12 protein-coding genes are annotated in these 12,787 nt (G+C 40.2%); 5 read left to right on the top strand and 7 right to left on the bottom strand.

Translation table 11 applies throughout. From position 1 onward, the window contains the following. The first annotated feature begins 55 nt into the window (after positions 1 to 55). On the top strand, positions 56 to 1,558 hold the full coding sequence (gene ubiD / locus EMK97_RS11095) for a 4-hydroxy-3-polyprenylbenzoate decarboxylase (protein ID WP_130602166.1): 1,503 nt from the start codon (positions 56 to 58) through the stop codon (positions 1,556 to 1,558). Between the two features lie 4 nt (positions 1,559 to 1,562). After that, complete coding sequence (fre, locus tag EMK97_RS11090; protein ID WP_130602164.1) at positions 1,563 to 2,270, top strand: NAD(P)H-flavin reductase; 708 nt, start codon at positions 1,563 to 1,565, stop codon at positions 2,268 to 2,270. Positions 2,271 to 2,346: 76 nt separating this feature from the next. Here fre and EMK97_RS11085 read toward each other — a convergent pair whose 3' ends face one another. The 7 genes from EMK97_RS11085 to cyaY all read right to left on the bottom strand — a co-directional run bounded on the left by EMK97_RS11085 (position 2,347) and on the right by cyaY (position 10,818). Next, positions 2,347 to 3,117, bottom strand: a complete 771-nt coding sequence (locus EMK97_RS11085) for an SDR family NAD(P)-dependent oxidoreductase (RefSeq protein ID WP_170176749.1) — start codon at positions 3,115 to 3,117, stop codon at positions 2,347 to 2,349. 72 nt (positions 3,118 to 3,189) lie between these two features. Continuing rightward, a complete protein-coding gene (gene ptrA / locus EMK97_RS11080) occupies positions 3,190 to 6,078 on the bottom strand; it encodes a pitrilysin (RefSeq protein WP_246028767.1) in 2,889 nt (962 codons plus the stop codon). A gap of 102 nt (positions 6,079 to 6,180) precedes the next feature. After that, the gene (locus EMK97_RS11075) at positions 6,181 to 7,386 is read right to left on the bottom strand and encodes a heme biosynthesis HemY N-terminal domain-containing protein (RefSeq protein ID WP_130602158.1); all 1,206 of its coding nucleotides are present in this window, start codon (positions 7,384 to 7,386) and stop codon (positions 6,181 to 6,183) included. Next, positions 7,383 to 8,720 carry a uroporphyrinogen-III C-methyltransferase gene (locus EMK97_RS11070; protein ID WP_130602156.1) on the bottom strand — a complete coding sequence of 446 codons (1,338 nt, stop codon included), beginning with the start codon at positions 8,718 to 8,720 and terminating at the stop codon, positions 7,383 to 7,385. The genes EMK97_RS11075 and EMK97_RS11070 overlap by 4 nt, the downstream gene beginning before the upstream one ends. A 27-nt stretch (positions 8,721 to 8,747) precedes the next feature. Beyond that, positions 8,748 to 9,524: a uroporphyrinogen-III synthase gene (locus tag EMK97_RS11065; protein WP_130602154.1), complete on the bottom strand. Its 777-nt coding sequence runs from the start codon at positions 9,522 to 9,524 to the stop codon at positions 8,748 to 8,750. After that, entirely contained in the window at positions 9,524 to 10,471 is a 948-nt protein-coding gene (hemC, locus tag EMK97_RS11060; RefSeq protein WP_130602152.1) for a hydroxymethylbilane synthase, read from the bottom strand. The genes EMK97_RS11065 and hemC overlap by 1 nt, the downstream gene beginning before the upstream one ends. A gap of 26 nt (positions 10,472 to 10,497) precedes the next feature. Next, positions 10,498 to 10,818 (bottom strand): iron donor protein CyaY, encoded by a 321-nt coding sequence (cyaY, locus tag EMK97_RS11055; RefSeq protein ID WP_130602150.1) that lies wholly within the window; start codon positions 10,816 to 10,818, stop codon positions 10,498 to 10,500. 158 nt (positions 10,819 to 10,976) lie between these two features. Between cyaY and lptM the strand changes: the two genes are divergently transcribed. Genes lptM through EMK97_RS11040 form a run of 3 tightly spaced genes read left to right on the top strand, consistent with a single transcriptional unit; the run spans position 10,977 to position 12,776 of the window. Further along, positions 10,977 to 11,189: an LPS translocon maturation chaperone LptM gene (gene lptM / locus EMK97_RS11050; protein ID WP_130602148.1), complete on the top strand. Its 213-nt coding sequence runs from the start codon at positions 10,977 to 10,979 to the stop codon at positions 11,187 to 11,189. 13 nt (positions 11,190 to 11,202) lie between these two features. Next, a complete protein-coding gene (gene dapF, locus EMK97_RS11045) occupies positions 11,203 to 12,033 on the top strand; it encodes a diaminopimelate epimerase (RefSeq protein ID WP_130602146.1) in 831 nt (276 codons plus the stop codon). Continuing rightward, positions 12,033 to 12,776 (top strand): DUF484 family protein, encoded by a 744-nt coding sequence (locus EMK97_RS11040; protein ID WP_246028766.1) that lies wholly within the window; start codon positions 12,033 to 12,035, stop codon positions 12,774 to 12,776. Before dapF ends, EMK97_RS11040 begins: the two co-directional genes overlap by 1 nt. Positions 12,777 to 12,787: the final 11 nt, after the last annotated feature.

Here is a 12,787-nt window from a genome sequence, read left to right as displayed (position 1 = left end):
AAAACCAGTCGTTATGGCTGGTTTTTTTGTTTTTGCAAAGACGCGAAATAGAACTATGAAATACAGTGATTTAAGAGATTTTATTCACCAGCTTGAAGAAATTGGTCAGTTAAAGCGTATCACGCAGCCAATTTCAACGCATTTGGCCATGACAGAAATAAGCGATAGAACGCTACGAGCTAAAGGACCAGCGTTACTTTTTGAAAATGCTGTTGATGAACATGGTGAACCTTATAGTATGCCAGTGCTTACTAACTTGTTTGGCACGCCTGAGCGTGTTGCTTTAGGCATGGGGCAAACAGAGTTAAGTGCCTTACGTGAAGTGGGCAAACTATTAGCCACCCTTAAAGAGCCAGAGCCACCCAAAGGTTTTCGTGATGCATTAAATAAGCTGCCAATATACAAGCAAGTGCTGAATATGCCTGTTAAACGCGTACGCAAGCCTGAGTGCCAGCAGATTGTTTTATCAGGAGATGACGTTGATTTAACTAAGTTACCGATTCAAAACTGTTGGCCTGGTGATGTTGCGCCACTAGTGACTTGGGGTCTAACCATTACCAAAGGGCCACACAAAGAAAGGCAAAATTTAGGCATTTATCGACAGCAGGTACTAGGTAAAAATAAGCTGATTATGCGCTGGTTGTCGCATCGAGGCGGTGCTTTAGATTTTCAAGAGTTTAAGAAAACCAACCCAGGTGAAAATTACCCGGTATCAGTAGCTTTGGGCGCAGATCCGGCGACGATTTTAGGCGCAGTAACACCGGTACCAGATACCTTATCTGAATATGCATTTGCGGGTTTATTACGTGGTGATAAAACCCAAGTATGTAAATCAATCAGCAATGATTTGGAAGTGCCAGCAACGGCTGAAATTATTTTAGAAGGTTATTTAGCGCCAGATGAAATGGCACCGGAAGGACCTTATGGCGATCATACCGGTTATTATAATGAAGTGGATGACTTCCCGGTATTTACTGTAACTCATATTACTATGCGTAAAGACGCCATTTACCATAGTACTTACACCGGCAGGCCGCCTGATGAACCAGCGATTTTAGGTGTGGCACTGAATGAAGTTTTTGTGCCAATTTTGCAAAAGCAATTTCCTGAAATTCAAGACTTCTACTTACCGCCTGAAGGCTGTTCGTATCGTATGGCGGTGGTTACCATTAAGAAGCAGTACGCTGGCCATGCTAAGCGGGTAATGATGGGGGTTTGGTCTTTTCTACGTCAATTTATGTACACTAAGTTTGTTATTGTCTGTGATGATGATGTTAATGCCCGAGATTGGAATGATGTGATTTGGGCGATGACCACACGCATGGACCCAAGTCGTGATACGGTAATGATTGAAAATACGCCCATTGATTATTTAGACTTTGCCTCGCCAGTTTCAGGCTTAGGCTCTAAAATGGGATTAGATGCGACTAATAAGTGGCCTGGCGAAACGGATAGAGAATGGGGTGTTCCCATTGAAATGACGACTGAAATAAAACAGTACGTTGATGATATTTGGCAAGATTTAGATATTTTGTCTACAACTGAAAAGAAAGGTTAATTGAATGAAGACAATTAGTTGTCAAATACAGTCGTTAACATCGTTAACGTCACATGTTTATAAGGTTTTGCTTAAACCAAGTGAAAAAGTTAACTTTGACGCGGGGCAATATCTCAATTTTGTTATGGCTGATGAAGATAAAAGGCCATTTTCAATCGCTAGCTCACCAAATAGCGAGCTAATTGAGTTGCAAATTGGTGCCTTTGTTGCCGATAGCTACCCAATGCAAGTGATTGACAGAATAAAAGCAAAGCAGTCAGAGGGTGAAACTGTAACTATTGAAATTCCGCTTGGTAGTGCGCAATTACGCACAGACAGCGAAAGACCACTATTACTTATGGCTGGCGGTACTGGCTTTTCTTACATCAAATCTATGTTTGAGTATTTAGCAGAGCAGGGCTCGCAACGTCATATTATGGTGTACTGGGGCGTTCGCGAAGAAAGTGCCTTATATGAGCTAGCAGAAACCGCAGCAACGATTGCTAAGTTACCACATGCTAACTTTATTCCTGTGGTTGAAAAGCCAACTGATACTTGGCAAGGTAAGTCGGGTTTAGTTCATCAAGCGGTTATGCACGACATTATCAGCCTAGAGCCTTATGACATCTACTTAGCCGGGCGCTTTGATATGGTTGGTATTGTACGTACTGACTTTATTGAACACGGCGGCTTAGTTGAGCATATGTACGCAGATGCTTTTGCCTTTATTTAAAAGCCATTAAATAGTTAAACCTATAAAAGCCGTTATCTGATGTAGATAACGGTTTTTTTGTTTCTAAAATAGGTGATTAGCCTAACAATAGGCCACCATCAATATGTAGGCACTGTCCTGTAATATAATTGGCTTTATCGCTTAATAAAAACTCGCATAAATCAGCTACTTCATCAGGTTGTCCTAAGCGACCAGCAGGTATTCTATCGACTATGCGTTGCATAGCTTCTGCTGCTAATGGTTTATGATCGGGTGAATTCTTCCTTATGTAACCGGGCACTATGATATTCGCTGTGATGTGCTTTGGCGCATATTGCGCAGCATACGATTTAATTAGCGCTTCTAGTGCTGCTTTAGCAGCTGATGAAGCCGGCACATAGCTAGTACCCACCTTGTACTTGTGCGCGAGAAAAGAGCTAACAGCTATTACCTTGCCTGCACTAGTTGCTGATGGGCTTTTCGCTAATAATAGCGGAGTACATGCTTGTATTAGGGCAAAACTCGCTTGCACTATTACTTGCAGTGAATCATTTATTCCTTGGCTATCAATTTCAGCAAAATTGCGCCAATCAGGGAAACCTGCATTGCTGACTAAGCCGGTTAAATGTTCGCTATTGGCTTTAACAGCATGGCAAAGTTTATTAATGGTTTCTATTTTGGCTAAATCACCCAAGTGGCAAATCACCTTAGCGCCTTGCGCTTGGCACTGCTGGGCAACAGCATCTAGGCCTGAGTCATTTCGTTTGGTATGTAAAATAAGTAAAGTGTCTTTTGCTGCTAAACGTTTACTTATTGCTGCGCCAATACCGCTACCAGCGCCGGTAATGAGATAAACTTTGTCTGTCATTTTCCAACCTTTAACTATGATACGCATAAAAAAGGCCAGTAACACTGGCCTTTCTACGTTATTGTACCTTAACTATTTTAGCTGTGCTTGATGAAAGTCATTCACATCGGTGATCTGCTTAGCATCTTTGTGCTCAACAAAGGCTTGATCTTTAAAGTTAGTTCCGCGCATTTGCACCATAACACGACCAAAGTGTTCCTGCGCTAGCAACTCATGGTAAAGCTTGATGATATCTTCACGCGTAACGGCTTTAACTGCCTGAACTAATTTGCTATGGCTATCAAAGTTTAGGTTGTTTTTACGCCAGTCATTTTTAAAAACGCTTTCTTCTTCACTAAGGTTTTTTGGTGGCTGGGTGAGCGAAATAACATCACTGTTACGGATAGTGTTAAACTCTTCTTCACTAAGCTCAGCCAGTTGCTTGGTAAAGCCCGCTTTAAAGTGTTCAATTCTATCAGCAACAGCCGCAGGGCCTTTCGCAGGCGATTGAATATAAAAACCAAGCAGTAATTGTTCTGTTAATGCTTGATTAAAGAAACCTACCGCGTAGGCTAATTGCTCCTCGGTACGAATTTGATTAAACAGTGCTGGGCGTAGTACTTTTTGTAATACTCTAGCTGAGGCGTGCTGCTTAATATCATAAGGTGCTAAATAGAAGTCACCGAAAGCAATATCTGTCATATCACTGTTACTTTGCCAGTTATACACTGTACCCGCAGCAGGTTTTAATGTTTTGCTTAAGTAAATATCAGATAATTTACGATTTTTTGGTAATAGCTGTTGTAAAGATTTCGCCGTTTTAACCACATCTTCGCTAGTGTAATTACCAAAAGCGAAAACATTCAAGGTGGCATGCTTAAGCATTTTATCTCTAAAGCTGATGATGTCATTAGGGGTAATAGCTGCCACTTCAGCTAATAAAGATTCATCAGAGTATTCATCTAAATTAACGATATTATTAAAGGTAGGGAACAGTTGATTTAGCAACATGTGTTTCTTTTTACTTTCAATATCAGAGATAAAGGCCGCTTTAAGATTAGCTAACTGATCTTGCGTGACAGAATAATTAAGTACTTGTTGATAGCCAGCCTCTAAAAGCTTGGCTTGTTTGTCAGTAAAGCCTGTAGCAGTTAAAAATAAGCCATTAAAACTGCCAAATCGTAAGCGCATACCGGCGGCAGATGCCTCGGATTGTAGCGTGGTTAATGATAGATTTAAGCCGCGTGATAACAGAGCAGATAACACAGTATTACGTGGCGACTGCTTTTCTAAGCCAGTATTAAAACTAGCAGCAAAACTACCTTTAGGCTGATTAAAATACTTAGAGTGACCAAGGTAGACGTGTAAGCCAGGTTCACTAACTAAAGTTTTTGGCTTGTCAGTAAATTCAGCTTTTACCAGCGCAAAATTCTCTGGCATTAAGGTATTTGGTGTTGGTAACGAAAGAGCAACATCTTCACTGGCTTTTTGCCATTGCTGATTTAACTGTGCTGTGATTTTAGATGTTGAATATTTGCCAACAAAAAAGTCCATACCTGTGTCGGTAGGCTGATCTTTATCAATGTAAAAGATGCGCGCATTGTCTAGGGTAAGTTGCGCCAGCACATCTTTAATCGCCTGACTATTAAAGCGTTGATATTCATAATCACTACTTAATACATAATTTGCAGGTAATTTTTGCAAGTCCGCAGCAATTTGCATCGCATAAGAGTAATCATCAATTTTTTCTTTAAATTGGAATGAATTGCTTAGCGATTGCTTAATTTCTTTAAAGTACTTAGTGTCTATGCCTTGTTGCTTGATTAAATCTAGGTATTTAAATACTGTGCCAACGATTAAGTCTCGTTGCTTTAAACCAGTTTCTGTTAGCTCGATATAGATAGTGAAGCTACCGGCATTACCATACTCACTTGGATTTGCACTTGCCCATAGGTTTTCTGATAAGCCCATTTCGCGTAGTGTTGATGCGAGAGTACCTGGCATTTCGCTGCCAAGTAAGTATTTTAGATAAACATTGGGTTTTACCGCAAAAGCATCACTGTTATCGTCAATAATAAACTTAACTTGCAGCTGCTTCATGTCAGTTTGTGGCTGATAATGAATTATTTGTTGTAGTTGCTCTGGTTCGGCAACGACTTGAGCAATTTGCGGCTGAGCGGTATGTTTATTGGTTATTTTGCCAAAATGCTTCTTGGCGAGCTCTGCCATCTCTGCAAGAGGTAGGTTGCTGATCATTGCCGCTTTCATCAAGTTTGATGAATAGTATTTATTGTAGAAGCTTACTAATTGCGCTTGTAATTTATCATCACCTTTATCTGCTAAAGATTCGAGATTGCCCCAGTTAAATTGTGATATAGGGTGATCTGGGTGTAAGGTGTAACCATCAAGTTGTCCCATAATAACCCAGTCATTTGGACCTTTTTGTGTCCACTCAGAATGCACGGCATTGCGCTCTTTATCGGCATATTGTTCATCCAACAAGGCTTCATAAAAGAAGCGGCTAAAGCGTGCTAAAGCTTCGTCATAAGCTTCATTATTTACCGAGACCATATAATTAGTATGATCTAATTCAGTATATGCGTTTTCAGTGCCGCCATTGTGGGCAATAAATTCGTTGTATTCATTTACGTCTGGGTAAGTTTTAGTACCTAGAAATAACATGTGCTCTAAGTAATGAGCAAGACCACCAAAGTTTTCAGGCTCTTGTAGTGAACCCGCAGCAACGCTAAGTGCTGCAGCTGATTTTTCAATACTAGGATCGGAAACTAATAATACTTCTAATTCATTATCTAGCTTGAGTGATTGATATTGTCTGTTATCTTTAGTGCTTTTAATGATACTTAATTGCACTGCCGGTGCGGTGGACTGCTTAGATGTTAACTGTAGCTCGGCTGGGGTCTTTGCGTTTTGCTGACAGGCTGACAACAAAACAACTAACAGGGAAATATGCCAATATTTCACGCTTACTCTCCAAAGATAATAAATAAGGTATTATTGTATATTATCTTCTATGTTAATAAGATGTAAATCTGTTAGTTGTAAATAATTCTTTCGGTCAGCGAACTATTGGTATTCTTTGCTAATTCTCTGCCAAATATCATTGGCTTCCTTATGCATGCCATCATTTGCTAGTGCAATGGCTAGGGCCTGTAAATCAATTTTGTCATACTGCTTGCCGTCTAGTTTAAGCAAGCTGCCAAACGCTCTTTCTGCCATTGACCATTGCTCGGAATTAACAGCTAAGTGACCAAGACAGCTTAACCATTTAGCGCTATGCATATTGTTATGCAATTGCTTTTGTACCAAAGCAATCAGCTCATCTGCTTGTTTAATCGGTAATGAGCGAATACTTTGTAAAAATTCAGTGCTAGGTGACTTTTTCAATATGGGTATCAAGAGCGCTGATAATGGCGCTAGGATATTGTGCTGCGCTAAAACTTGAATGTAGGCTAGTCTTACCTTTTCTCTGTGCTTAATTTTACGTGCGAGGCTTTGCCAGTAGGCTTCTAGCTCTTGTGGCGCTTTATTTTGTGCTATATCGGCAAATACGCCATAGAAAGCCTGACTTTCCCAGTGTTGAATTTTTTCATCACTGATAGTTTTATCTTTGCGGGCAAAGGCAATGTTTTCGATAGCGGTTTGAAAACGCTCTTCAATAATACACAGCTCTATTTCTAAAGCGAGTAAGCGGTTGTCATGACCAATTTGTTTATGGTGATCGTCGATCAAAACTCTGGCTTGCTGGTAGGCTTGCTCTTCTTTTTGATTCATTAACAGCTTCACTTTAATGATCACACTTTCTAAATCTAAGCCTTTGACTTTAGTGGTTTCTTTTTCAAGTAAGCTCAGATAATGATTGGTGTTATCTTTTAAGTTAAGCTTGGCAGAGGCTGAGGCTGCCATTAAATAAGCACTTTGTTTACGCTTTGATGGAATAGCGCTTTTGGCAAATAACTGCTCGGCTTTGTCATAATCTTCTAACATATACGCCGCTAAGGCGCGATTGAAATTGGCAATACCACGACGTCTGCTGGCAAACGCTATGGTGTTCCAGGCTGAAAAGCTGAACTTGAAGCCTGTTTTGATTAGCGCACGCAGCATTAAAATAGCAATACATGCTGTAGTGAACCAAAATATAGCGGCATACACTGATAATTCGTAAATGTAACCCCAAATAGAAATTAATATATAACCTTTATCTTCCGATAATAGTGGGCCAATGGCTAAAGAGGCTAGTAGAATTAGAATGATAATGAGTAAACGAATCATAATTGTCCCTCTGTCACTCCAACATCTTCTGACGGCTCAGTAGCGTCTATAGGTGCCTCACTACTTTCCTGGATAAGAGATTTTATAGCGGTTAAAGATGGTAAGTCACTTGGATAGTTATAATTAATTAAGTACGTTTTTAACTTTTCAATACTTTGATAAAACTCGGTATTACGAGGTGATTGCATATCAAAATAATCGCTAGTCCACTTTTGAACATCAGATAAGGCTTGCTGATAAACTTCGGTATTACCTTCTCTAACAGCCCATATCGCTAGTTGTACTTTCAAACTGAGGTTATGTTTAAGGTTTTGCTGTTGTTTAGGTGATATTAGAGGTTCTACGCTGCCTTCTCTAGGTCTAATCCTTATAAAATCATCAAGAAAGTTTTGCCATGATTTACTTAAATTAGACTTCCAATCACTTATATCGCTGCTTAGTTCTAACTCTTTTACATTCGTAGACAAGTTTCCTAAGTCATCGCCAATCAATGGCAAAGTACTAATTTGTTTGTCTAGCGCCATTAACGATAAAACTGCTTCTTGGCTTTGCAGTGTTGGCATTAGCTCAAGTGCTTTGATGTCTTCATGAATAGTCGCTCTAACGGGTAAATATTTAGGCTCAGACAATTCTGCCAAGCGACTATCAGCATCTTTTAATAAGCCAATGGCAGCTTTGGTGTCTTTTTCCTGCCACATGGTACGCGCGGCAACTCTGATGAGATATTCAGCTTCATGTACTAACCAATCACTTGGTTGGCGCTGAGTTATGCGTGTTTCTAATTGCGCGACTTGCTGGCTAAGTTGAGCAATTTTATCTTCACTGGCGCTATTTATTTGCTGGCTTACTTGCTGGAGTTCAGCAGCAAAAGCTTGCTGTTGCTGACGTAATTCTTGTTTAAACTCAGTAATAAGTTGCTGTTTGGTTTGTGCGCGACTTTTTTCGATAGCGGCGTTATTTTGTTGCTTAATATTATCAATTAATGCGGCATTTTGCTTTTGTTGTTCAAGGTAATGAAAACCACTAGCTAGCACACTGATACAGGCAATCGCTATGGCGGTAATTGCTAACTTATTGCTAGGTTTTGCTGCTGATGCTGCTGAGGTTGCCGATTTGTTATTGCGAGCTTGTTTTGTTGTCACAGTGCTCGATGCCTTTTTATCGGCGGTGCTGTTGTTATTGTCAGCTTTCTCGCTCTGCTTGGCTTTGCTTGTTTCTTGCGTGCTATCTTTGCTATCGTTGGCTTTAGCAGCAGTAGCAGAGGTTTCCTGCTTATTTTTTGAAGATGAAGCTTTTTCTGGGGAAGATTTATCAGACATAGTATTTTTTGACATTGCGTTGTTCCATTACTATAGCAAGTATTATAGCTGTCGCAGTTGCTGACAAATTAGCGTATCGCTTGCACCTTGCATATTGATAACTTTAGTTAAGCCGAGTTTTTTTGCATTATCAGCAATACGCTCACTGGCGACCAGCCAAATGCAATCGGTTAACCAGTATTGTTCGTTTTGCTGTGACTCACCACTGGTTTTATTGACATTAATTAGCGCTACTAGTTTGTTTAATATAGCGTTACTGGTAACGACAATACAGTTTATTTGTTGTTGTTGCCATTGCTGGGCAATATTTTTTGCAAATGTTCGCCATACACGCTGATAACTTTCGATATAGCTAAGGTTAGCACCGCGTGCTTTAAGGGTGTCGGCGATTAACTCTCTGCCACCATCACCGCGAAAGATAACAATATTTTTGCCTTTAACATCGGCTAATGTTTCAAGAGCCAATAAGCCTTCGCTATTTTCCAGTGTTGGTGAGCTAGCATGGCTTAAGCCTAAGTTATGCAAGGCGTTTTTAGTGGCATTACCAACCGCTAATATCGTTTTATCATTTTGCTGCGCTAAAGAATATTGTTTATTGGCAAATGCTACTGCAGGCACGCTGACAAAAATAAGGATATCGGCATGTTCAACAGCCGCTTCTATTGTTTGTTGGTCGGTATATGCTTGGTAGTCAAATAAAGGTTGGCCGATAGCGTGAATGTTTTGCGTTGCCAGAAGTTCGACTAAGGCCTGAGATTTATGCTCAGGCCTAGTGATTAGTACATTCAGTGTTTGCTGACGACAAGGTGGGGTATTCATTAATCGTTGTTTGAGTCGCTATAAACTTGCGCTAAGATTTTATCAGCACCTCGGCTTAGTAGTTCTTGCGCTAATTGGTTACCTAACGCTTCACCTTCGGCGATAGGGCCGGTAATTTCACTTTCGATTAACTCGCTGCCATCTACTGCGCCAACTAAGCCGCGTAAGTATACTTGGCTGTTGTCTTCGTTAATGATGGCATAGCTACCAATAGGTACCTGACAACCACCTTCAAGGGCTTTGTTCATAGCACGCTCAGCTAATACGCGAGCACGTGTTGTGGCACATTCAAGTGGTGCTAATAATGATTTGATGTTGTCATCGTCTGTACGACATTCAATACCAACAGCGCCTTGACCATTTGCAGGTAGCATTTCTTCTGGCTCAATGAATTGTGCGATGCGCTCGCTCATTTCTAAGCGAATTAAACCCGCAGACGCTAAGATGATGGCATCGTATTCGCCATCGTCTAATTTTCTTAAACGGGTATTAACGTTACCGCGTAAATCACGAATATCAAGATCAGGACGCTTTGCTTTTAATTGACACTGACGGCGTAAACTTGAGGTACCAACAATGGCGCCTTCAGGTAAATCTGCTAGTGCTTTGTAGGTATTAGAAACAAAGGCATCACGTGGGTCTTCACGTGGACAAATTACTTCTAAACCTAAACCTTCAGGAAAATCTACAGGTACATCTTTCATTGAATGCACAGCAATATCAGCGCGATTTTCTAACATGGCTACTTCTAGCTCTTTAACGAATAAACCTTTACCGCCAACTTTAGCTAATGGTGTATCGAGAATGACATCACCCTTAGTAGTCATAGGTACAAGTTCTACCGTGATGTCATCATGAAAATGTTCAAGTTGTGCTTTAACATATTCAGCTTGCCATAAGGCTAAAGCACTTTTGCGCGTTGCAATGCGTACGGTTTTGTTAGTCATTTACGGATCCAGTTTTCTTAAAAAGGTTACTCGGCACTTAGTGTTATCTCAGCTTCAGCTTGTGTACTGACGGCTTGCGATAAAAACTGCCAAAATTCATCACCAGCACGTTTATCTTTCCAGCAGTCATTTTCATAGATGAAATGATGACCGTTGAATTTAGTTGCTACCCATACTTCATGTAGTGGTGCTTGTTTATTGATAATTATTTTGCTGGCATTTTTAAAGGTAAGTGTTAATAAGCCACCTACGCCTTCGTAATCTATATCGACACCACAGTCTTCAATCGCCTCTTCTACAGCAAGTAGTAGTTCATCTGCGATCAAGTTATATTGGCTATCGTTCATTTGTCTTCCTCTAGGCATGCTCAAAAGTTGTGAGCAGATAATATCTTGCAAGTTGATTCACTTGCTTAGCTAGATGTGAGTATAATAGCAATACAGCAAAATAAATATAGACTCTAAGCGTTTAAGTTAAGCTAAAAAGCTTGATTTAAACGACTTTCATGGCAAAAACACGAATCATGCAAAAATCAACAGCACAGTTTTTTTCTTTTCCGGTAGTTTTACTTTGTTTAGTAGCTAGCCTTTGCATATCGGCTTGTGGTGCGAAAGGGCCTTTATACCAAACGCCTGAGCCAGCTGCAGAGCCGGTGCAAGAGTCTGAGCCTGCTAACGATGATAAAGCTAATCAGGCTGACAGCGTCAGTAAACCATAAGAAGCGCAATTAAATGTTAGTAAATTTTTCAAAAATGCATGGTTTAGGTAACGATTTTCTCGTCTTAGATAATGTTACTCAAAATGTATATTTATCTAATGAGCAAATTGCCAAACTTGCCGATAGAAATTTTGGTGTTGGCTTTGATCAGCTACTGGTAGTTGAACCGCCTTATGACCCCGATTTAGATTTTCATTATCGTATATTCAATGCCGACGGCAGCGAGGTAGGGCAATGTGGTAATGGTGCGCGTTGTTTTGCACGCTTTGTACGCATGAAAGGTTTATGTAACAAAAGTAAAATTAAGGTTTCAACTAGCACAGGTAAAATGACACTATTTGTTGAGCGTGATGGCAATATTTCCGTGTCTATGCCGGTGCCACAGTTTGAACCAGCAAAAATTCCTTTTACCGCACAAAAGCAAGAAGGTACCTATATATTACGTGCTGAATCTGAAACTGTGTTATGTGGTGTCGTGTCTTTAGGTAACCCGCATTGCGTAGTGACCGTAGATGATGTTGAAAACACCGATGTTGCTGGCTTAGGTAAAGAGTTATCTGAGCATGAGCGCTTTCCAAAGCAAGCAAATGTTGGCTTTATGGAAGTGGTTGCGCCTAATCAAGTGAAATTAAGAGTGTATGAACGTGGCGCAGCAGAAACGCTAGCTTGTGGCAGTGGTGCTTGTGCCGCTGTGGTTATTGGCCAAATGCAGAAGAAGCTAGCGAAACAAGTTACCGTAGAGTTACCGGGCGGTAAGTTACGTATTTTTTGGAAAGGACCGGGTCACCCTGTGAAAATGTCAGGGCCAGCAGCACACGTTTTTGATGGTCAGCTATCGGTATAATGAAAAAACAATCACGCAAAAATAAAGCGAAAACAGAATTAAACAGTATGAATGAAGTACAAGAAAGCATTAACAGTGACGAGATCCCATTAACCGATGAGTTAGTGTTGACTTATTTACAAGATAACCCAGAGTTTTTTAATCGTAATCCAGAATTAGTCACTAGCTTAAGATTAAATGATATTCAACGCGGCACTGTGTCTTTAGTAGAAAGACAGCAACAGCAATTAAGACAAAAAGTACATAACTTGGAAGATGAAATTACCCAGTTAATGTCAGTGGCTAATCACAATGAAGAGCTATTTATTTTATACAGTGACTTGTATTTGCGTTTAATTGACAGCCAATCAGCAGAAGAAATTTTAGATTGCTTACATCAAGCAACCACCGAGTTGTTGTCTCTCTCTGCTTTTAAATTATGGTTAAACCCGAGTGCAGTTAGCAGCGATGCCATTAAACATGATTGTATTTCAGCGAATGATTGTGCTGGCGTAATGCAAAACCGTTTAACTAATGAAGATTATTACTTTGGTCGCATCCAAGCGACCGAGCAAGATTTAATTTTTTCTAATCAATGCTCAGGCTCTGTTGTCTTAATTAAACTTGAGCACAATCAGCAAGACTTAGGCTTTTTAGCGATTAGCTCTAAAGATGCTCAACACTTTGACCCACGTATGGATACCTTGTTACTTAGTCAGTTTAAACGGCTAGTAGCTAAGTTATTGCATCAACATATTTGTTAGCTTAAACAGGC

The sequence above is a fragment of the Litorilituus sediminis genome (genome assembly GCF_004295665.1).
In the GTDB taxonomy this organism is placed as follows: Bacteria; Pseudomonadota; Gammaproteobacteria; order Enterobacterales; family Alteromonadaceae; genus Colwellia; species Colwellia sediminis.
The sequence above is the reverse complement of the archived record's forward strand: the minus strand, read 5'-3'. Positions and strand labels throughout refer to the sequence as shown.